The following is a 22,762-nucleotide window of genomic DNA, read 5'->3' as shown; positions in this document are numbered from 1 at the left end:
AGTTCGGGCTTATATTATGTTCCAATCTTCGCTGCACCAGAGAATTGAAGATGATAAGGCAAGCAAAAAAAGCTGAAGACATCTTCAGCTTTTACAAAAATTGTGCTTTTTCTCCTACTCTTCGTCAACAAATACATAAAATAAGGAGCCCCTATTAAAGAGATCATAATCCCCGCAGGTATGCCTTTGGGTTCCAGTATGTTTCTTCCGATGGTATGCAGCCAGGCGCGGATCTGAATCGCTACCGGCAGGAAGAGCTGATTTCGAGGTCCGACCAGAGCTCTTGCAAAGTGAGGAACCCTGAGCCCGACGAAGGCGATGCCTCCTGTGACAGAGACAGCTGCTGCTGCAAGCGCAACCGCTGTCAGCAACAGGATCGCCCTTTCTTTTTCAACTGATACACCTATGCCTATCGGCACAGGTTCACTCAACCAAAGAAGATTCAGCCGATTCGCTTTGTACAGTGTAAAGGGGAAGAGAATAGCAGCCCATGGAAGGATGGCCCTAATGAAAGGCCAGTCTGCACCCCATATGTTCCCTGACAGCCAATTTGCAATAAAATCCACCTTTTGGCGATCAGCATCAGACCTGAGAAGGCCATAGAAAATCCCGCCCCGGTTAATAATAGTTTGACTGGCTGCATTCCCGCAGTCCGTCATCCTAATTGTCACAAGAGGTGGTAATTCGATGGCTTCAGAAGGTTTCAAACAGCAACAACATCTTTACCTTGTCGTATCTTTATGTAAAGAATTCGAAGCTTCGTTAAAGTAATCATTGTCTAATTCGAAACCGATAAAGTTCCGATTTAGATTATAGTAGCCTGCCCTGTTCATCCTGAACCTATAAAACAATTCAATACTGTTTCACCTTCATTAGTTATAGTTACGAGAATAAATTAATTAACTCAGTAACTATATTAAGGAAAATTAATCTTCCATTTAGATTAATTTTAGATGATATTTTTCAAAATATGATGAATTATGAAAAGGATATGTCTGGACTATATTAATATGGGGTACGGCTGTAGGATTTTATACAAAATATAAATTTCCTACAAGTATACATTTGAATATCGAAGATTCTATTAACATTTATAGGAGTAACTGTTAGTTTAAATAAAATAAATAAACATTCACATAAATATAACTTTAAAACGAATCGAATAATTCAAAGTAGAGATAGAATTGATTTGGATAAACAGTTGATAGAGAGACTGAAAGAAGAAAAAGTAATTCACTCTTTCAGTTAAAGCACGGTCTCGATGCAAGGACGGAAATGGGAAATAAATATAGAAGTAAGCCTTTGTCACTTTGGGCAAAGGCTCCTTTTTTAACGAGATTCTTCTATTGTAAATAGGAAGATATTAGACTGCCCTTTTTCTTTAGAAATACATTTATAACAATTAAGGTCAAGTACATCTCGGGGTGCCCTAGATCTGCTAATAGCTATAATACTGTATATATCACAGCTAACTTTTTTATTAGCAGAACCCCAAAAATGCAATTGCAGTTAACATAAAGGGTATTGAAAAGTGTAGAATTATCCAATCAATCCCTGATATCAGTGTATTAATAATTTGTACGAGTCATTTACTAAAAGTATCTTCTAGCAAACACTCTGCTTCTGCCTCATAATAAGAGTTTTCCTACAACCTACAAAAAAGAAAGACTGCTCCTCCTTCTCATTTGAAATAGGATCGTCATTACTTTATTAATCTTTTAAAAATGTTAGTAACGCCTCATTAAATTCTTTTGGATGAGTTGCGTTTAATCCATGCGGACCACCCACTATTAAAGCGAGCTTACTACCAGGAATGGAATCATATGTCCGTTTTCCACTTAACTCAAAAGGTACAGTTGCATCAGAGTCACCGTGAATAATAAGAGTAGGTATATTGAACTTTTCCAAGTCCTTTCTAAAATCTGTCTTGCTAAAGGCCGTTATACAATCGAGCGTTCCCTTAGGTGAGGCACTGGCTGCAATATCCCGATTATATAAACGGAATGGCTCACTAACTAAATCTGTTTGATTACCCGCCGCGAAAAATCCCTTCGTAAATTTGTCAAGAAATGCAAGGCGGTCATTTATCACGCCACTTTTGAATTCTTCAATTGTTGCATCATCTAATGCTCCTTCAGGATTATCCTCTGATTTGTATAAATAAGGAGGAACTGCTCCAGCAAAAACAGCCTTTTCAATACGATCTGTTCCATAGGTACTAATGTATCGAGCTACCTCACCTCCACCCATAGAAAAACCAACAAGTGTGACATTTTGAAGATCTAAATGTTCTAACAGTTTATGTAAATCGGAAGCAAATGTCTCATATTCATACCCTTCCCATGGCTGGGATGATTTTCCGAATCCTCGACGATCATATGTTATGACTCTGTAACCTGCTTCAATAAGAGCTGGCACCTGATATTCCCAAGAGCGTCCACTTAAAGGCCAACCATGTATTAAGACAACGGGTTTCCCTGAACCATGGTCCTCATAATAAAGTTCAATTGGAGCATGATTTTCATTACCTACAGTAAATTTTGCCATATAATTTTCCTCCTATGGATTTTCATTATTAAACCTATATTCTTGCTTCTCTAAACAAAAAACTCTTTACTCCAAAACATTTAAAATATTTTTTTGCAAAATGTTTATAGGATTATTATATTCCCTACTATCGGAATTGTAAAATTATTCAAAAAACATCGAATCAATTAATATTATTAGATTACAATTTATTTGTTTAATCCAAGGTGTGTAAATTATTGAAAAGATTGAATAACTTAAACTGAAAAATCGAATTAGAGATTTCTAAACAACTCCAATTGGGGTATCTCCAATTAAGTTAGAATTAGAAAAGCACAGCCCTTCCTAAAACATCAAGACTTATTTATCGATTTCACTCTGCAAATTTTAAGTTATTTACAAAAAAATTAATTTGTATGCTAAAGTTTAAAAGACCCTACGATAACAGAGAGCCGCAGCTTGAACGCTACGATAATGAGTCCAACTTTAGCTAAGTCCTGCGAGATTACCTTCTGAACCTCCTGGGGAAACTTTCACGGTTTTTATAAACTTCCTCGAATGTCTTATGTGAGAATTAAAGAATTTATATTTGGTAAATGAAGTATCGATTATACCCAAGTGTTTCTGGGAGCAATAAAAGCTAAAATTGTATCTTAAAAAAATTTTATGTTCTAATACCGATTCTACCATCCGCAGGACTTATTAGTATCGTAATCTATTGGTAGAACTAGAAAAGCCAGTCTCTTCAAAAAAGAACTGGCCACTTTCTCTAATACATTCTTTTTACTCCTACATATCTTTTCTTCCAATAACTATTATCCATGGAGGAAATGCTCACACCGTTTGATGAGGAGCTGTGTATGAATTGATTGCCCCCTATATAAATACCGGCATGTGAGGCACCAGGTTTATAGGTTTCATAAAAGACCACATCTCCAACTTGTGGTTTGGACACCTTTGTCCCCTTTTTATAAATTTCCGATACCGTTCTTGGTAATGTGACATTTGCACCTTTATCGAAAGCGTATTTTAGGAATCCGCTGCAATCAAAACCTTTTGGTGTAGTTCCACCCCATACATACCGTACATTCAAATGTTTCTTTGCTTCCTTCACTATCGCAGTAGATTTATTGCTTGTTTTATTTACATTAGCGTTGGAGGTCTTCTTTTTTACTCCCAAAGCTTTATATGTATTCGGACCGACAATACCATCAGCTTTTAAACCTTTACTTTTTTGGAACTTTACGACTGCACTTTTAGTAACGGTCCCAAAATATTTAGTTGTATTATTACTCTTAAAATATTGTTTTTTCTTTAGAACCTCTTGTAATTGTTTTACTTCTGTATGAGTCATTCCACTTTTTAATGTACGATCGCCCAATGCAGCATTACCAACCAACGGATTTGATAGTAACAATCCAGAAACAACAAAAGATGCTATGATTTTTTTCATTTTCTCCCCCGATTAAATCTCTTTTTTATCATTTTATCATCTTTAAGTGACACACATATTTACCTAATTTTACATTATTATTACAAATGCATACATAAAGTGAGTATAAAATACAAAATAACCAAAATATCGCTCATGCTTTCGAAAGGTATTAATTAAGAGTAAATTCCTTGCTTTTTATAGTAGTAACCATCCTGTTTGGATAGTCTCCTCGTACTGTAATATATTCTCCACTCCTTACATTTTATTTTTTCACTAGTTACAAATCCTTGAGCTTATTAAATACATCGAAGTTATTTAATTTGGGATATTCCATTTAAGTAAAATAAACATCCCCTTACCCTTAAATTAGGTGGTGTCTAACAAAGGCATATCGCTCACGACTATAACTGCCTGAATATTTTTCGTGATGCCATTCCATTCTTGTAGAATTCCTGCCTTGTTTCGTACAAAACAATCGAGTGAATGATTTGTACGAAACAATCGTTAATTTTTTTGAGGCATAGGAAAAGCACCTCCTTTGATACAAGGATTGTATCAGGAGGTGCTACGTATAGAATATGTGCTGTTTAAATGGGGGCTTATCTTTAACCTTAGTTTTACAGCCCACTATCTAACTGTTTACGCTTAAAGATATAAGTTATCCTCTATCCTCGAAAACTCAGTTCGAGTGAATGGCTAATTCTTATTCGGCGGGAATCCTACCCGCTACATGTCACGAGCTATGCTCGATCGTTCTTACAGTCACTGATGTTGATCCTAACTAGCAGCCGAATCTATGTAAAATTATCGAAACGAAATCAACCAATTCAACTCTTTAACACTAACTGGAACCTTCAGCTGAGTGGGTACTGACCTCAATTTTGTATTTTGTTTGGGAAGTATAATTTTGGCCTGCTAAAAGAAGAATATCCCCAAAATCTTCAAACTCAATCGCCCCTGGAGCAGCTTGGGTTTCAAACGTTATTCCGCCATGTTGAATTAATTTTTCTCCGTGCATAAGTGGCACATCTTTCACAAAGTTTGCCGTGTATATGACAACCGCAGGCTCTTCTGTGTATACCTCGACTGTTATTTTCTGGTCAGGACTAATTAATTTGGCTGCAGTTTGATGAAGTCCTGGGCACGTAAGGAAGAATGGATGATCGATCCCTTGAACTTTTTTAACTTCTGCGTCATTGGCTTCAAAGGTTGATTTTAATTTCTTCGGGGTTCGAAAATCATAAGGCGTGCCGATTGTGCTTCGCTTTTCCCCAGTTACCGTGGTATCTTCATTTACTGGTGCAAATTCTTCAGAAAAGATTTGTAAGAAATGATCATCGATTGGATTGCTGGGATGCCCTGTTAAGTTAAAATAGACGTGATTGGTCGGATTAAAAACTGTGTCTTTATCACTTTTTGCTTGATAGCTCACTGACCAAATATTTAAGTTGTCCAATGTATAAGTCACACTTACTTTCAAATTCCCCGGAAAACCATTCTCGCCATCAGGTGAGTGGGTTGAAAAGATGATCGATGCACTTTCATCCGTCTCCTTCACTTCATAATCCCAGATTTTTTCATCGAATCCAGGACTGCCACCGTGTAATGTATTCCCTAATTGATTTACAGCTGTTTGGTAACGTGATTCACCAATTGAAAATTCGCCATTTTTTATTCTTCCAGCGACTCTTCCTATTGTTGCTCCATAATACGTTTCTTTTTTGTAATCCTCAATCGAGTCAAATCCCAATACGATATTATTACGACCCGATTCCGTTAGGACGAACAGATTGACGATTCTTGCACCAAAGTTCGTAACTTCCATTCTTACTCCATGATCATTTTCTATCGTAAACAGCAAGACTTCATTTCCAAACGAGCTTTGTGATACTTTCATTTTTATCGGCTCCTTCCCTATTAAATTCCTTCATATAAATAAAAGCTAAAACACCATGAATTGCACTAAAAGTTCAGCTAACATTTTTAATAATTGTAAAGCCCGAAGTAGCAACCTCGGGCCTAAGAAAAGGAATCATATGAGTAAATCAACATATTCTTGATGAAGTATTTTCCCTTATGTCCCCCTGATTTAAAATCTCTTCTATTCGCGTATAGCTTCTTTTAATTCCGCTCAAAACCTTAATAGTTCTAATTTAAGCACTTTTCCCCTTAGCTTGTCTACTTTCCCCAATTTTTTCAATTTCCTCCAAAGTATGACCTCGAGTTTCAGGAACGCATGTCCGAATAAATAAAACACCAAGTAAACAAATAGCACCGAAGATTGAAAAAACAGCTTCTTGAGACATCGAAGCGGTCATGATCGGAAATAGCAAGCCAACCAAGAAGGAACCAATCCAGTTAAATGATGAAGCCACTCCTGACGCCCGCCCGCGAATTACCAGCGGGAAAATTTCTCCAACTATGACCCAAGTTAATGGAGCCCAAGTGAATGAATAAAGAGCTACATAGATACTTAAGAAAACAACCATCATCATCGGGTTTGCATTAGGAATTAATACATTCAATATGGCCGGCAAAATAAAGGATAGCCCCATAATCGTTCCGCCGATTGTTAATAAAGTACGGCGATTAAATTTATCAGCAATCATTAGGAATATTAATGAACCTAGTACGAGTATAACCCCTTGAATAATTGGCCACATCAATACTGAGCTGGCTTCATGCCCTGTTGCTTTTTCCACAATCATAGGAATGTAATAAAAAATTGCGTTTGCTCCCTGGAACTGTTGAAACGCAGCAACACCCACACCAGCCATTACTAAATAACGGTATTTATTACTTAAAAGGGTACCCCATGATGCTTTTTGATTTACCTTTGCTTCCTCTTTAACAGTTTCTTGTATTTGTGTTATTTCAGAATCAATTTGTTCTTTGTTAGGGCGAATATAGCCCAACACCCTACGAGCTTCATCCATTTTATTGTTCTTAATTAAAAAACGTGGTGATTCGGGTAACCTTGACACTCCAATAAATAAGATCAAAGCAGGTACGGCAGCCAAACTAAGCATCAACCGCCATGCCATTGTCCCTGGTAAGTCTTTCAATAAATAAGCGACAATGTAGGAAAGCAACATTCCAGAGACAATCATTGTTTGGTTAATTCCTGACAGACGTCCACGTAAACGTGCAGGCGCCATTTCCGACATATAGGCTGGGACCAACGCAGAAGCAGCTCCAACAGCCAACCCTAATAAAATCCTGGCAACAATCATAAAAAGGATCCCGTTATGAGGGGATATTCCTGCCAAAATGGATCCAACAGCAAAAATGATAGAAGATATTAAAATCATTTTGCGCCGTCCTAAACGATCAGAAAGTTGTCCGGCCATGGCCCCTCCAAAAATAGCTCCAAACATCAACGAAGAGGTAATCCAGCCAATGGCACCTGGGTTGTTTTGAAGGTTCCAATCATGTTGCAGAAAAGGCAAAGCACCCGTCATAACGCCGATATCATAACCGAAGAGAATGCCTCCAAAAGCCCCAAAAAAATAAATGAATCCACTTGAGATTTTCTTTTCATTAACCATTTAAGTTCCCCCCTAAAGGTTTTAAAATTATATTTAATCCCACTACTAAAATATTGATTGCTTTTTGAGAAATAATAATAGTGTTTTCAAACCACAAATACATGCCAGTTTCCATCGTAAAAATATTTATTAGGATAAATTCCGTGTCGTCATTGTCTATTAAAACGCTTTCATCTTTTCCCTAAAAACTACGAAAACGCTTACGAAAATAAAGGGATCATACTAATGGTCACTATATCCATTCTTCAACTTCTGGATTACCTATTTTTTCCCTCCAAGGAAGCGGAGCCTCCTTGGAGGGAGAGACATTACTTAATAACTACGTATTCCAAGCCAACAAGTTTGGCATAGGTTATGATTTGGTCTGTTGTTAAATTCAATGAAACAACTGTATGGTGACCGCCACCATTCTCAAGCCAAGCTTTCACTCCATCTTGGAAGTTTGGCTTCACTTCCCAAAGTACACGGGCCACTGGCAGGTTTGGTGCTGGAACTGTTGGCTCGAATGCAGAAACTTCATTAATCAAAAGTTTATAGTTTGTACCAAAGTCAGCCATGGAAACAACGACACCGTCTCCTGCTTTGCCGTCGAATACTAAACGTGCTGGATCTTCACGATCACCTATACCTAATGGAGATACGACAATTTTTGGTTTGTTACTTGCTAAAGATGGGTCGACTTCGAGCATATGTGATTGAAGGATTGATTCTTGTCCAGCAGCTAATTCATATGTGTAATCTTCCATAAATCCAGTTGATTGGTTATGGCTCATCACTTTCAGTAAGCGAGCAAGTGCTGCCGTCTTCCAATCTCCTTCACCCGCAAAGCCATATCCTTGTACCATCAAACGTTGGACGGCAAGACCAGGAAGTTGTTTCATCCCATATAAATCTTCGAAGTTCGTTGTGAAGGCCGTGTAACCACCATCATCAAGGAAACGTTTAATCGCAATTTCATAGCTTGCCTGTACCTTTACGCTTTTCTCCCAATTTTCCCTACTGTAGGTACCATAATCAAATTCATAATGGCCTTCGTATACTGCAAATAAAGCATCAATTTCTTCATCAGTAACCGCATTTACATATTGAACAAGGTCTCCGATTCCAAAATAGTCAACTGTCCACCCAAATTGGATTTGCGCTTCAATCTTATCCCCTTCGGTTACTCCAACGTTACGCATGTTGTCTCCAAAGCGAGCGACCTTAATGTTGAAGCTTTCGTTATAAGCAACCGCTACGTCCATCCATTGTGCAATTTGCTGTCGCACTTCATGACGCTCCCAATAACCTACAACAACTTTATTTTGTTTTTTCAAACGAGCATTGATAAAACCATATTCACGGTCACCATGAGCGGATTGGTTCAGGTTCATAAAGTCCATATCAATCGTTGCCCAAGGAATACTTTCATTGAATTGTGTTGCTAAATGAAGCAATGGTTTTTGTAATAATTTTGTTCCACGAATCCACATTTTTGCAGGTGAGAAAGTATGCATCCAAGTGATGACACCGGCAACTTCGTCACGATAATTGACTTCTTTCATGATGCTTGTTATTTTATCTGCACTGACAGCTAAATCTTGCAGTACAAGTGGATAGGGTAAAATACCGCTTTCATTTAATGCATCTGCTATCGTTTGTGCATTCGCCTTGACCTCTGCTAACGCTTCTTCCCCATATAGATGTTGTGATCCTACGACAAACCAAAATTCCTTTTTTTCTGTTGTTAACATAATAAGCCTCTTTTCTTTATCTAATAGGTTGATAATTTGATAGAGTTGATCTTACTTTTGACCGTAATAAGCATATTTTCCATGTTTTCGTAAATAGTGTTTATCCAAAATATTTTGTGGTAATTCTTTTGCAAAATGATTTAATTCCCGTGTAAATAAATTCATTTTCGAAACTTCATCCAACACCACACTATTCATTACGGCGGATTTTGCATCTTTCCCCCAAGTAAAGGGACCATGACCATGAAGTAAGATACCAGGAACGGCTAAAATGTCTAACCCGCGCTCTTCAAATGTTTCGATGATTAACTTCCCAGTCTCCACTTCGTAACCACGATCAATCTCCTCTTGTGTTAGGTAGCGGGCACATGGGATGGATCCATAAAATGTGTCTGCATGAGTGGTACCCATCGCTGGAACATCAAGGCCTGCTTGAGCCCAGATTGTCGCCCAAGTTGAATGAGTATGCACAATGCCGCCGATTTCTTGGTAATATCTATAAAGTACTGCGTGAGTCGCTGTATCTGATGAAGGCCTCAACTCTCCTTCAACAACATTGCCATTTAAATCAACAACAACCATATCGCTGGCTTTCATCGTTTCGTAATCAACACCACTAGGTTTGATAACAAATAAACCGCTTTGACGATCAATGGCACTCGCATTTCCCCATGTATATTTCACGAGTCCATATTTAGGCAAGTCCAAATTTGCTTGAAATACCTCTTCTTTCAGTTGTTCTAACACGTCAATCCCTCCAGTTTTCCACTCATAACATCAAATTGTCTACAGCGGCCTGCTCAATCACTAAACCCTTCCTGTATCTTTCAATAAATGCTTCAAATCCTTTAACATCTACTTGATCAGGATAAATTTCTTGCCCATCAGCCTCTTCGAATACTTTTTTGTCAAGGAAGTCTTCTAAACTTTCTTTTTGATCTTTATTCATCATGTAAGATGCAAGAATCGCCATTCCCCACGCGCCGCCTTCTCCTGCTGTTGACATAACTGATACTGGAGCATTCATTGCAGCCGCAACAATTTTTTGTCCAACAAGAGGGGTTTTAAATAAACCACCGTGAGCCAAAATACGATCAATTGCAACATTTTCTTCTTTTGTCAAAATACCCATTCCGATTTTCAATGCACCGAAAGCAGTAAAAAGGTGAGTCCGCATAAAGTTTGCTAAATTGAATTGACTCTCAGGCGAGCGGACAAATAATGGTCGCCCTTTTTCTAATCCTGTGATATTTTCACCTGAGAAATAACCGTAGCTAAGCAAACCGCCACCATCTGGATCCGCTTCCAAAGCTTTATTCAACATTACTTCAAATAATTTATTTATATCAACCTTTTGTCCCATTGCCTCAGAAAATTCACGGAACAATCCTAGCCAAGCATTGAGATCACTTGAACAGTTATTCGCGTGTACCATTCCAACGGGACTTCCATTTGGTGTAGTTACAAGATCAATTTCTGGATATACTTTTGAAAGTTCTTTCTCTAGTACAATCATCGCAAAAACGGAAGTTCCTACTGAGATGTTTCCGGTACGTTTCCTCACACTATTCGTAGCAACCATTCCAGTCCCAGCATCGCCTTCCGGTGGACAAATTGGAGTGCCTGGTTGTAAATTTCTTGATCTATCCAGGATTTTCGCTCCAATTTCGGTCAATTCACCCGCCTGCTCGCCTGAAATGTAGACTTTAGGAAGAATCTCTTTTAGCTTCCAAGGATAACCTTTCGTCGCAATTAAATCGTCAAACTGCTTGACCATTGATTCATTGTAATCTTGCGTTGATTCATCAATTGGGAACATGCCTGAAGCATCCCCAATGCCAATTGCTTTATTTCCAGTCAATAACCAGTGAATGTATCCAGCCAAAGTCGTAATACAATCAATGCGAGGCAAATGTTTCTCTTCATTTAATATCGCTTGATAAAGGTGAGCAATACTCCATCGTTCAGGGATATTAAATTGAAATTGATCAGTTAGTTCTTTTGCTGCAACACCTGTTGTAGAGTTACGCCAAGTCCGAAACGGAACCAGTAGCTCCCCTGTACTGTCAAAAGCCATGTACCCGTGCATCATTGCAGAAAATCCAATAGAACCTATTTTCCGAATGGTAATTCCATAATTCCGTTCAACTTCTTGCTTCATTTCACTATAAGCTGTTTGCAGACCAGTGATAATATCCACTAAGTTGTACGTCCAAATTCCATCTTCCAAGAGGTTTTCCCACTCATAACTTCCAGATGCGATAGTTTCATGATGATTATCAATCAACACCGCTTTAATACGAGTGGATCCAAATTCGATTCCAAGTGAAGTTTCTCCCCCGGTAATAGCTTGTTTAATTTTTAATATATTTGTTTGCACGTTAATCCCCCTTCTGTCAGCGCTTTCAATAAAAGGAGGCGCTTAAATTTATTAACAACCATATTATATTTTTTGTACGTACATTTGTCAACGTTTTATATTATTTATACTTACAACTTCAAAGCGAAATACTCCATCCTCACCTTAAAGTCATAAATTAGGATTAAAGGAAGTTATCCGACATGAAACCTAAAGGTAAATAGGGGGAATTTACAACTTTATACAAAAAATAAGATGATTTGTTTTAATTCATTCAAAAATTATGTTAAAATATGTCCGCACAAATATTTTAAGCGCATAAATTAGAATGCAAACAACTATGGAAGAAGTGAGATTTAATGAAACCAAAGTATCAGGTAATCATTGATGATTTAAAAAATAAAATCCTTACAGGTGAATATAGTGTAGGGGAACAAATTCCTACTGAATCCGTCATGCAAGAAATGTACAACGTTAGCCGACACACTGTACGAAAGTCCATTTTAGAATTATCAAACGAGGGATTCTTGAGAAGTGAAAAAGGATCTGGCACATATGTTAGTAACCAATATCAATCAAAATCTGGTGGCAATTCCAAAAATAAAACGATTGGTGTAATCACGACCTACATTTCTGATTACATTTTCCCTTCTATTATCCGCGGAATTGAAAGAAGATTGAATGAAGATAATTATTCGTTACTATTAGCCAGTACAAATAATGATGTCGAACAAGAAAAAAAAGCCTTGGAAATGATGTTGTCATTTGGCGTGGATGGTATGATCATTGAACCTACAAAAAGCAATCTATACAATCCCAACATCGGTTACTACCTATCATTTAAGGAACAAGAGGTTCCATTCATCATGATCAACGCTTATTATGAAGAATTAGAGGTCCCTTTCTTTTGCCTGGATGATGTGCAGTCAAGCTACCTCGCAACAAAAGAATTGATTTCGAAAGGACATACCCAAATTGGACTCATTTCGAAAATGGATGATTTACAAGGAAAGTATCGAATGAAGGGGTATATAAAAGCACTTGGAGAAGCCAAATTACGCTTTCAACCAGAACAATTGCTTTCGTATACTACAGAAACGAAGCTGGACCTATACACGAACTTGAAAGAGTTCCTAAATGAAAATAGAGACGTGCTGACTGCCATTGTTTGCTATAACGACGAGGTAGGGTTGGAAGCAGTAAATGTATGCAGACAACTTGATATTTCTATTCCCGAACAATTATCAATTATTGGCCAGGACAATTCTTATATTGCGAAAAATGCCAATATCAAACTAACGACATTGACACACCCACAAGAACAAATGGGACATGATGCAGCTGATTGGGTCATTAAGAAATTACAAGGTAAGAAGGATTTACCAAACGAAACCTATTATCAGCCAGTGTTAATTGAAGGCGAAACTGTCAAAGAGTTAGACATACAATAACCTTAGTGTCTGATGCCTATAGGCTCTACTCCCACAATGGCTGCCTCCATCCATTTTATTAAACCAGCAAATCCATCTTCATTATTTTCAAATGCAAATGGGTCTACGATTACAATTCCACGGGAATTCACTGCTCTAGCACATGTAATTGTTGGGCAATATCCACTTCAATGGAAATTCTATCGTTTAGTTGATTTTGTTTATCTTGCATTTTAAAACTTCATATTAGGGTTCCTCATAGGGTTTTGAGTTAGTGTGGTGTCTTACTCATATCTCACTGAGGAGCCCTATTTTTTTAAAAGCTGAACCCGTTTTGTTCCATAAGAAAAAGGCTGCCACAGCAACCTCCCTTTTTAAAGCAAGACCCATTAGTTCAGTAATTTTTAATAAAACACCATATCTAAGGAAATTGGAACAAATAGTATAACTGTTGCAAACCAAATGGGGTAGCTAAACGAGCAGAAGAGATTACTTAATCAACAAATATGGCTAACGTAACCTGCAACGAGGAAAGTATCTACATTGAGCATGTAGATGAACAAAATGGAACAGGTGCAATCCATTCACTTGATTAACCAAGGAAAAAACAAAGTGTGTCTGTAACCAGCTTATAAGAACAGTAATTTGTCCATATTTCTTCGATACATTAATTAACTTCCACCTTCGGTTATGGTTTCATGTTAGATTCAGTTCATGGACCATCTTCGTTAACAATCTATCCCCTTGTTTAAGTCTACACTATATCTCTTTGCCACCTCTTTGCTGGCGGATTCCCGCTTTTACCCACATCCCTCGCAATTTGGGAATAATAAGATAGCAGATCCTGCTACTACGGTACCTAACGTAGAAACCAATGTTGGCCCGTCATCATCAATTCAGGAGCAAAACTAACAATTACTATTTCAACCATTCCAACACCAACATAAGCAAGCGCATAATCATCTACCGTTTTTCTTTTCCCTTAGAATCTACGATATTTAAAAAGACTATTCCCACTGCTACTGTCCCAGTCGAACATCCCCATACTTGGAACGATTCATGATGATTGGGAATACAGTATCTTCTTTTAAATAAAAATATATTTATTAAATTGTGGCAGTCAATGGATTATGTTGCTTAATTTCTTGTATTGATAGATATAAAGAATAGTTCCCATAATCGAGAATTTTATTAAGAAAAAGATTCAATAGTTCTTGAGAGTTAACTTTTATTTTTAAATGGTAACAACCTTCTCCCGATACTCGGTGAGCTTCAACTATCTCATTTCTATCATTAATAAAACGTATAAACGAATCATGGTTTGCTGTTTTCATATAAATAATGACAAATGCTGTATAAGAAAGTCCTAATTTCATTTCATCGACTATTAGTGAGTAGGCTTTAATTACTCCATTTTCCTCAAGTTTTTTAATCCGATTTCCTACTGCTTGTCCCGTCATATGAATTTGTTCACCTAAGTCTTTCCACTGAATACGTGAATTTTCGGATAATAACCGAAGGATTTGAAAATCAATGTTATCAAGTTCCATAATAAATTCCTTTCACCATGAAATGCTTTGATATAAAAGTGTTTCATCAAAGTATCGATAGAAATCAATATATCATTTATCATTATATTGTACTAAAATTTTTAAAAGAGGTGGAAAAAATGAGCACAGCTTTAATCATTGTCGATATTCAAAATGACTATTTTCCAAATGGAAAGATGGAATTAAGCAACCCTAAAAAAGCAGCCGTTAATGCTGCTAAAGTTCTTGAATGGTTTAGGCAGAATAACAAAGATAATATTTTTCATGTTCAGCATATCGCTAGTGATCCTGGGTTAGGCTTTTTTCTTCCGAATACGGATGGAGTTAAACTAAATGAAGCTGTTCTACCATTAGAACACGAAAGCGTTATCATAAAACATTTCCCTAACAGCTTTTTACAGACTGAATTAGAAAGCAAATTAAAAGAAAAAGGAGTAACAAAGCTAGTGATTGTAGGTATGATGACGCATATGTGCATTGATGCCACAGTCAGAGCTGCAGTGGATTTAGGCTTTGAAACTACACTTATTGAAGATGCATGTGCGACAAGGGACTTATCTTATCAAGATAAGGTCGTTCCAGCTGAACAGGTCCATTATGCCTTTGTCAGCGCACTTAACGGTATGTATGCCAATGTAATTTCGACAGAGGATTTCCTGGAATAAAAAAATAATACAACCTTAGAACCAATAATTTATTATAAGAGGGAGCTTGTTTTAAAACAAGCTCCCTTTTTTACTGATGTTAGACTGTTATCCAAGCTGTATCTTGCAGTTTCCTGCAAATGTGCAACTACCCGTTGCACAAGAAAACTCAAACCAAAAAAAGAGAAATGATGTTAAAGGTATACCGTCACATGCCCATCAAGCTAGGGCATGTGACAGTACCTCAATACTAAAATACCTGTATCAAATAAACACTTATCTCACGGCCAAAATAAGACTGCACAATCAACTTTTAAAAGCTTAACATTCGTAGCTTATTATCTAATTCGAAACCAATAAAGTTCCCTTTTAGGTTAATTGCAGCCTGTCCTGTTGATCCTGACCCCATAAAACGATGTAATACTTTTTCAAACAATAACTTAATTTTGACAAGGGTGAATTCTTACGTTTCCACTAACGCAGGAGCATCATTAGAAGCCCCTATTAATAAGAATTAAACGTTCTTTTTGACCCTTTATGATAAAACCCTTCTCTTTTTTTGAACGACTTTCCTTTTACTTTCATAATTCCCGTTAAAAACAAAAGATGATGAATTACTTGAAAACCGAGTATGACAACGTATTTGTTAAGTTTAAAAAGGCAGAAGCTGCAATTATCAAAGAAAAGATAAGAGTATAATAGTGCCCTTACCTCAGACTGTAGGCAAACTCGATGAAAATTGAGTATGCCTATGGTTTTTTATGGGTGTACTATTTAGACGTTGATTTACGCTCCAGGCACTCGCTTTCCGCGGGAGTCTCGCACCTTTCTCTCCAATCAACTTTGGTTTAGCTTTTAGATGGTAGTCTACAAACTGTGGCTCCCATGTCAATATGATTGGATCTACAGTTTTTGCCTTGCCTGTACCATTTGGATGTTGATTTCCGCTCCAGGCACTTGCTTTCAGCGGACGGTCGCGAGGAAGCCTCCTCTGCACCTTTGCGCCTGGGGGGTCTCCCCTTGACACGTTTTTCCCGCAGGAGTCTCGCACTTTCGCTCCAAACCTTTAGATAGAAACCTTTTGCCTAGAGTCTTTATTGATTTTAACCGAATTATTTAAAAAACTTGTGTGATGAGAATGCCTTCTAAACATGATTCTATTCAGGGAGAGCAACTGGTGCCTGCGACCTAGTTGGTTCGTAAAATTGAGGCTGCCATTGACTTTAAAGCATGCAATTGCATGAGGGAATAACGACCAAAAATCATCATCAATGATAAATCTAGGCATAAAATATCTTTCCATTTCATTTTACTTATTATCTTAGTAGAATCGATTTTTATCAAATACTCTTATGTTTTGGAGGGGCTCGCAAAGACGGAGAATACCCCTAGAACAATATATAAATAACCAGTTATCCGATTCTGAAACCTAGAATTCACTTCACTACCCAGAATCCGCTTTCTAATACTTGCTGCAAGTACTGCATACAGACCATCACTAATAAAAGCTAGGATAATAAATATAATTCCTAAAAGTAAAAATTGTATGGTGACTGATCCGGCCGAAGGTGATATGAATTGCGGAAAGAAGGCTAAAAAAAAGAGTGCTGTCTTAGGATTCATTACTTCTACGAGCGCAGATTCGTAAAATATCTTTAATATCTTTTTGCGAGGGGCTTTTGGAATTTCTGAAGTCGTTCGATCAGATGTAGAAAATAAAGTCCTGCACCCCAGATAGATAAGATAAGCAGCACCCAAGTATTTAACGATATTAAAGGCTGTTGCTGATGTCATAAGGATCGCTGAAACTCCAATCGCTCCAGCTAAAACGTGAACAGAACCGCCAAGTGATACACCAAGAACTGATACTATGCCCGCCTTCTTCCCTTGGTCTATACTTCTTGCCATAATATACAACACAGCCGGTCCAGGTATTATTAACAATGTAGCAGCAGCAATTACAAATAGCCAAATATTTGAAAACTCCATAAAAAGCAACTCCTTATTGTATTTTGGCACAAGATTTATTGGGCTCCTCCTTGATGGTGAAAGCAAGATTACACTTTTTTTAGGTTCGTTTTCATCAAGGAGGCGATTTGTTGCTCATTTAGAAAAGGAATCTGTTCCAACTTTTTTTATTATGAGCTCCTGTCTGTAAGGAATGGTTTTGACTTACCTTTGCTTTCCTTAAAAAATGATAAACACCATTTTTGTTTTTAGGGTGCCACAGCAAACCCTATTAATATACTAATCATTCAATTGACCCTTTCCTTTGCTCACGCATCCATTTCGCAACCTGAATCTCCCCTTGTTCATTTGATTTTTCAAGCTCTGTAATAATCGCTTTGTAATCGGTGTCATTACGATTTTGACTCATTTTGGCTGCAGCTTGAATAGATGTGATTTCAATTTCAAAGCCCACTATTCCTTTCATTTCACTCTTTAGCAACTCTGGATCAAACGTTTCCCAGGTCCGGCCATTTTCTCGGTGACCCTCATAATGATTAAGCATAGTATCCAAGGAGGAAATCAGCTCGTCTTCAGTGATTAAACGCGCTGATCCATACGCATGTACAGCTAGATAGTCCCATGTTGGAACCTCTTCGCACTGATACCAACTTGATGAAATGTAAGCGTGCTGCCCTTGAAAAATCAGTAACACATCACTATTATTGTCTAAAGTCTTTTTCTGCATGTTTCCGTATGCAATATGCCCAGTCGCATAGATTTTCCCTTCATCTTCGCGAATTTCCAAAGGAATATGAGTAGCCAAGGGACGATGTTCATTAACAGTAATCAATAAGGCAAACGGGTTAGACTTCATAATTTGAACTGCTTCTTCATTTTTCATACGATATTGCTTAGGAATGTACACAATCATCTTCCTTTCAACTTGTATTTGAATTTTTAAAATAAATATCCGATAAAAAAATATTATTATACAAGTTGACATAAAAAAAGGTACAATATTAAACAAATATACATGTCAGAGGGAATGCAAATGAATAATACCATTTTTACGTTCAATGATAACGCCCCAAAATACAAACAAATCTATGAGAAATTCAAATCATATATTGAACAAGGAGACATTTTGGCAAATGAGCAATTACCCTCCATTCGTCAACTTGCAGATTCTTTACATGTAAGCCGCAATACAACTTTACTGGCATATGAACAACTTGTTGCTGAAGGGTATATTCGTGGAGAGGGCAGAAAAGGTTATTTTGCAAACGAGTTAGAACCCCGTATATTTCAGGAACCCTTAATCTCTTATGATAAAAAGCGGACTGAGTCCAAGAGACCTCCGGAAGTTAATTTCAGGGCAGATGCCGTTGATCAAACACATTTCCCACTGAAAATTTGGAGGAGAATGGCTAATCAAGTATTAACATTACAGGATAGCTTTCGATACGGGGAACCATTTGGGGAAGAATGCCTGCGCGAACAAATCTCCACATATTTATTCCAATCACGCGGCGTGAAAACAAATGCAAATGCAATTATTATCGGAAGCAGTACCCAACAAATGCTTGTATACCTGGGACATATACTGAAGGATGAATTCCAGAGTATTATAGTTGAAGACCCTGGTTACGACGGTGCCAGGGAAGCTTTTCATTTCCATCGTTTTATGTTTGAAACTTTGCCGGTTTATGAAACAGGTGCTGAACTTTCACAATTAGAACAAATGAAATCACGATTAATCTATGTAACTCCTTCCCATCAAAGCCCCATTGGAGTAAGCATGTCTATCCAACAACGGCAAATGATTATTCATTGGGTTAACAAGATGCGTGGATATATTATCGAAGACGATTATGATAGTGAATTTCGCTATACACAAAAACCATTCCCTGCTCTTGCCTCCATTGATTCAGCAAGAGTCATTTATTTAGGGAATTTCTCGAAGTCCTTTCTTCCAGGAATTCGTTTAAGTTATATGGTCTTGCCACAGCCACTTTTAAATCGTTATAAAAATCAGTTTCTTCATTTTGAAGCTACTACCTCCCTGCTTAGCCAACTTACAATGGCTAAATTTATGGAAGAGGGAGAATGGAGTAGACATATTAAACGCATGCGCCTTGTTTATAAAAGAAAAATGCAGCACTTAGTATCCGCTTTAAAAGAGCAATTCGCTCAAAATATATCCATTATTGGTGAACAATCTGGTTTGTACGTATTAGTCAAAGTACATCTGAAGCATTCAGAAGAATGGTTAATTCAGCAAGCTTCCTTACATGGAGTTACTGTGTATCCTACTTCTCTCTACTTCATTAAAAATAACACCGACGGACCAATGGTAAAATTGGGTTTCAGTAATCTTTCTTCCCATGAAATTGATGTGGGTGTGAAACTCTTAAAGAAGGCATGGTTCAAAGAATAACTCCACCATTCTTTGAAAGAATGAATTGTAGCTGTTTTATTTGAATGTTTGGTGCTGCACCGATAAATAATCTTCATAGGTCCCTTAATTTTTAATTGCGATGAAATTAAGTGTCAATTGTAGATCAAAAACTAAGCCTAATTTCCATCTGAAATTAGGCTTAATTTTTTAACAAATCTACCACATCAGTTGAACAAGACAATGTCGAATAACTTTTATTTTTGTAGATTCTTCTTCATAAGAGACGCTACTTGTATATTATCTTGTTGAGAAGTGTTTTCTAGATTCTTAATAATTAATTCTTGCCGTTCCACAGGGTGATTTTGACTTAATTTAGCTTTCGCTTCAATTTTTGTGATTTTTATTTTAAATGCTACAATCCCTTTACTCATTCCTTCGATAAATCTGGAATCCACATCAATTAAATTGTATGGGCTATCTGGACTTTCATATTTTTTTACCATATCATTCAGGGAATCGAATATGACTTTTTGATCTTCGACAATCTCCATCTTTCCATATATATGTATAGAGACATAATTCCAAGTAGGAACTGCCATCGTTGTTTCATACCAAGAAGGAGATATATAAGAGTGAGGACCTTGGAAAACCGCAAGAACTTTTTGGTATTCTATATCCTTCCATTGTTCGTTTGGACGGGCAAAATGACCATATAATGAACTTTCACCTTTATTTAATGTGAGTGGAAGATGGGTAGCGTATGGTTCTCCATTGTGTTGAGAAAATAAAGTGGCAAAGCTGTACTTTTCGATAAAATCATAAATTATTTCTTCATCCTTGAGTTGAAAATGTTTAGGGATATACATGATTTAGCTCCTCCTTGATAAAGTCATTTCAATTTTCGGCTATCTCAAATTTTAAGTATTATAGAAAATATTCTATTATGTAAACTGACATCTAAAAAGGTACAATTATTATAAATTGTACATGTCAATATTGATTACAATTTTCATATAATGATGACCTTTTATTTTGATGAATATTAAACTTACATTTAGTGAATTAATTACAGCTTCAATTTTAAGCAGTAATTAGACATGATTTCTGTTTAACCAGGCCCGTTATCCAAATCATAGTGAGGTATTTATGAACCAAAATAACAAATAGCCTAATGGAGTTTTTTAATTTTATCCAGCAATCGGGCCAAATTATGGAATAATCCCTTCAAATAAAGTAACTTAATAACTAGATTATTTTATTGGAAGCATACAGATTTAATTATTTTCATTAGAAAGGATTGAAATAGTATCGAAATAAGACATTTAGAATATTTCTTAATGGTCAGTAAAGAACTGCATTTTACAAAAGCAGCTGAAAAATTAGGAATTTCGCAACCAACTTTAAGCCATCAAATTAAAATGCTTGAACAAGATGTGGGCTATGCACTATTCAACCGTATTGGTAAGAAGATTGAACTTACTAAGGTGGGGGAAATCGTACAACAAGAAGCATTGAATATTCAAAATTCCTTACAAAGTATATCTTCTCAAATTAGAGCACTTACAAAAGTAGAAATCGGGGAATTGAAAATTGCCGTGTTACCAGGAGAAATAACTGATTTGGTATCCACTTTGTGCATTAAATTCAACCAATTATATCCAAACATAAAAGTGTTTGTTCAAAGTACTGATCAAGTGGAAAAGGCTCTTTTAGAGAATCAAGCAGATTTTGGTATTGGTTTTGAATTCAATCGTGATGATATGTTGATGGTGACGAAGTTGTATGATGAAGAATTTTACCTGATTAGTAATCAAAGTAATGGAGAGCGGAAGGTTTCATTTTCCGATGTTTTAGACAGTCCGCTTATTTTATTTCCAAATATCCATCAATGCAGAAAAATACTTGATAAAACGAGTCTTGAGGCTGGCAGGCAGTTAGAACCTATCGTCGAAACGTCTAGCATTGAATCTATCTTGAAGCTCGTTCGAAATGGGGTTGGCCGCAGTTTTGTTTCGCGTACATTATATGAATTTTATGATACAGAGGATTTATTTTTCCAACGTATTGAAAAACCAACTTTGACTAGATCTGTTTATCTCGTGATGAAAAAGAATCGTTTTATCAATTATGCGGCACGTAAGTATATTGAGTTATTATTATGTGAAATCGAAAGGCTGAGTTTTCATACAGAAAAAGATGAGATAGCTTCTTTAAAAAGTTCTATATTATAGTTTTTATCTATTATTATCATAGAAATGAATGGATAGATAAATGATAAATTCCTCTTTACAATGAAAACAAGTTCATAATCAAATTGTAAAGGGGATTTTCAATTATGTTTCAAGAAGTAGCAGGTATTAAAATTCCAGATTCTCAATTGGCTAAAGAAGCAGCAGATCTTTTACGCGAGCATGGGGACGACTTGTTGTGGAATCATTCAAATCGTGTATTTTTATTTGGTGCAGTCAACGGAAAAAAAACGAAGCAGAATCATGATTTAGAGTTGCTATATGTTAGTGCATTATTCCATGATTTAGGTTTAACAAAAAAGTTCAGCAGTCCAGATTTACGATTTGAAGTAGACGGTGCAAATGCTGCGAGGAGCTTTTTACAACAGTATCAAATTCCAGATGAGTCGATTCGCCTTGTATGGGATGCTATTGCATTACATACGACACCTGGCGTTGCAGAACATAAAGAAGCTGAAGTGGCACTACTCTTTTCAGGTGTTGGTTTAGATGTGATGGGAGATGGCTTTGAACAATTCCCTGACGACTTGCGTGAAGAAATTATAAAAGCCTTCCCACGTAACAATTTCAAAAAGGACATTATTCCAGCGTTTTATGAGGGCTTTAAGCATAAGCCAGAAACCACTTTCGGCAATATGAAGGAAGATATTATTGAATATTTTAAACCGGAATATAAAAATAAAAATTTCTGTGATTGTATTTTGCATTCACCTTGGACAGAATAGGGTACAAAAATGACAGAAAGTTTGTACAAAAGGTTATATCGGCCAAGGAAGCTACTAAAAAATAAAGGCTGTTTTCGCATACTTTGTTGCTATTTACCAAGTAGTGCGGTGTGGTTGATTTCCCCTCCAGATGCTCGCTTTCCGCGGGGCGGGCGGTGAGCCTCCTCGGCGTAAACGCCTGTGGGGTCTCACCTGTCCCGCTGCTCCCGCAGGAA

The 22,762-nt window shown here is 36.9% G+C and carries 18 protein-coding genes and 2 pseudogenes; 6 read left to right on the top strand and 14 right to left on the bottom strand.

Annotated features, from left to right (window positions below):
* Positions 1–116: 116 nt before the first annotated feature.
* From AC1DIV_RS25790 to AC1DIV_RS25755, 8 genes and pseudogenes are all read right to left on the bottom strand, one after another.
* Positions 117–655: pseudogene (locus tag AC1DIV_RS25790) on the bottom strand (FecCD family ABC transporter permease); the annotation flags it as partial.
* A 1,055-nt stretch (positions 656–1,710) separates the two neighbouring features.
* Positions 1,711–2,547 (bottom strand): alpha/beta fold hydrolase, encoded by an 837-nt coding sequence (locus AC1DIV_RS25785; RefSeq protein ID WP_318292822.1) that lies wholly within the window; start codon positions 2,545–2,547, stop codon positions 1,711–1,713.
* A 748-nt stretch (positions 2,548–3,295) separates the two neighbouring features.
* Positions 3,296–3,979: a C40 family peptidase gene (locus AC1DIV_RS25780; protein ID WP_340876627.1), complete on the bottom strand. Its 684-nt coding sequence runs from the start codon at positions 3,977–3,979 to the stop codon at positions 3,296–3,298.
* 823 nt (positions 3,980–4,802) lie between these two features.
* Complete coding sequence (locus tag AC1DIV_RS25775; RefSeq protein ID WP_340876628.1) at positions 4,803–5,858, bottom strand: aldose epimerase family protein; 1,056 nt, start codon at positions 5,856–5,858, stop codon at positions 4,803–4,805.
* A gap of 256 nt (positions 5,859–6,114) precedes the next feature.
* Complete coding sequence (locus AC1DIV_RS25770) at positions 6,115–7,509, bottom strand: sugar porter family MFS transporter (protein ID WP_063590904.1); 1,395 nt, start codon at positions 7,507–7,509, stop codon at positions 6,115–6,117.
* Positions 7,510–7,817: 308 nt separating this feature from the next.
* Positions 7,818–9,242 carry an L-arabinose isomerase gene (araA, locus tag AC1DIV_RS25765; protein ID WP_340876629.1) on the bottom strand — a complete coding sequence of 475 codons (1,425 nt, stop codon included), beginning with the start codon at positions 9,240–9,242 and terminating at the stop codon, positions 7,818–7,820.
* A gap of 51 nt (positions 9,243–9,293) precedes the next feature.
* Positions 9,294–9,989, bottom strand: coding sequence for an L-ribulose-5-phosphate 4-epimerase (locus AC1DIV_RS25760; RefSeq protein WP_340876630.1), 696 nt, complete (start codon positions 9,987–9,989; stop codon positions 9,294–9,296).
* A gap of 22 nt (positions 9,990–10,011) precedes the next feature.
* Positions 10,012–11,622: a xylulokinase gene (locus AC1DIV_RS25755; RefSeq protein ID WP_340876631.1), complete on the bottom strand. Its 1,611-nt coding sequence runs from the start codon at positions 11,620–11,622 to the stop codon at positions 10,012–10,014.
* Positions 11,623–11,960: 338 nt separating this feature from the next.
* Between AC1DIV_RS25755 and AC1DIV_RS25750 the strand changes: the two genes are divergently transcribed.
* Positions 11,961–13,052 carry a GntR family transcriptional regulator gene (locus tag AC1DIV_RS25750; RefSeq protein ID WP_340876632.1) on the top strand — a complete coding sequence of 364 codons (1,092 nt, stop codon included), beginning with the start codon at positions 11,961–11,963 and terminating at the stop codon, positions 13,050–13,052.
* Between the two features lie 14 nt (positions 13,053–13,066).
* Here AC1DIV_RS25750 and AC1DIV_RS25745 read toward each other — a convergent pair.
* Positions 13,067–13,263: pseudogene (locus AC1DIV_RS25745) on the bottom strand (IS110 family RNA-guided transposase); the annotation flags it as partial.
* Positions 13,264–13,537: 274 nt separating this feature from the next.
* Here AC1DIV_RS25745 and AC1DIV_RS25740 point away from each other — a divergent pair.
* Entirely contained in the window at positions 13,538–13,627 is a 90-nt protein-coding gene (locus AC1DIV_RS25740; protein WP_318292825.1) for a small, acid-soluble spore protein, H family, read from the top strand.
* A gap of 510 nt (positions 13,628–14,137) precedes the next feature.
* On the opposite strand, the gene AC1DIV_RS25735 is transcribed toward AC1DIV_RS25740, so the two are convergent.
* Positions 14,138–14,581, bottom strand: coding sequence for an Lrp/AsnC family transcriptional regulator (locus tag AC1DIV_RS25735; RefSeq protein ID WP_048686120.1), 444 nt, complete (start codon positions 14,579–14,581; stop codon positions 14,138–14,140).
* A gap of 119 nt (positions 14,582–14,700) precedes the next feature.
* Between AC1DIV_RS25735 and AC1DIV_RS25730 the strand changes: the two genes are divergently transcribed.
* Positions 14,701–15,246 carry a cysteine hydrolase family protein gene (locus AC1DIV_RS25730; RefSeq protein WP_340876633.1) on the top strand — a complete coding sequence of 182 codons (546 nt, stop codon included), beginning with the start codon at positions 14,701–14,703 and terminating at the stop codon, positions 15,244–15,246.
* Between the two features lie 292 nt (positions 15,247–15,538).
* Here the strand turns inward: AC1DIV_RS25730 and AC1DIV_RS25725 are convergent, their stop codons facing one another.
* The 3 genes from AC1DIV_RS25725 to AC1DIV_RS25715 all read right to left on the bottom strand — a co-directional run bounded on the left by AC1DIV_RS25725 (position 15,539) and on the right by AC1DIV_RS25715 (position 18,106).
* Entirely contained in the window at positions 15,539–15,661 is a 123-nt protein-coding gene (locus AC1DIV_RS25725) for a DNA methyltransferase (protein WP_081088624.1), read from the bottom strand.
* 914 nt (positions 15,662–16,575) lie between these two features.
* The gene (locus tag AC1DIV_RS25720; protein WP_063593793.1) at positions 16,576–17,214 is read right to left on the bottom strand and encodes a LysE family translocator; all 639 of its coding nucleotides are present in this window, start codon (positions 17,212–17,214) and stop codon (positions 16,576–16,578) included.
* 262 nt (positions 17,215–17,476) lie between these two features.
* A complete protein-coding gene (locus tag AC1DIV_RS25715; RefSeq protein ID WP_207118002.1) occupies positions 17,477–18,106 on the bottom strand; it encodes an FMN-binding negative transcriptional regulator in 630 nt (209 codons plus the stop codon).
* A gap of 120 nt (positions 18,107–18,226) precedes the next feature.
* Here AC1DIV_RS25715 and pdxR point away from each other — a divergent pair, with 120 nt between their 5' ends.
* On the top strand, positions 18,227–19,612 hold the full coding sequence (gene pdxR / locus AC1DIV_RS25710; RefSeq protein ID WP_340876634.1) for a MocR-like pyridoxine biosynthesis transcription factor PdxR: 1,386 nt from the start codon (positions 18,227–18,229) through the stop codon (positions 19,610–19,612).
* Positions 19,613–19,827: 215 nt separating this feature from the next.
* Here the strand turns inward: pdxR and AC1DIV_RS25705 are convergent, their stop codons facing one another.
* The gene (locus AC1DIV_RS25705; RefSeq protein ID WP_323597357.1) at positions 19,828–20,439 is read right to left on the bottom strand and encodes an FMN-binding negative transcriptional regulator; all 612 of its coding nucleotides are present in this window, start codon (positions 20,437–20,439) and stop codon (positions 19,828–19,830) included.
* A 441-nt stretch (positions 20,440–20,880) separates the two neighbouring features.
* Here AC1DIV_RS25705 and AC1DIV_RS25700 point away from each other — a divergent pair, with 441 nt between their 5' ends.
* Positions 20,881–21,804: a LysR family transcriptional regulator gene (locus AC1DIV_RS25700; RefSeq protein ID WP_477577686.1), complete on the top strand. Its 924-nt coding sequence runs from the start codon at positions 20,881–20,883 to the stop codon at positions 21,802–21,804.
* Positions 21,805–21,908: 104 nt separating this feature from the next.
* Complete coding sequence (locus tag AC1DIV_RS25695) at positions 21,909–22,547, top strand: HD domain-containing protein (RefSeq protein ID WP_340876635.1); 639 nt, start codon at positions 21,909–21,911, stop codon at positions 22,545–22,547.
* Positions 22,548–22,762 lie beyond the last annotated feature (215 nt).

It is taken from the genome of Peribacillus sp. 05N428, from assembly GCF_056397085.1.
The sequence above is the reverse complement of the archived record's forward strand: the minus strand, read 5'-3'. Positions and strand labels throughout refer to the sequence as shown.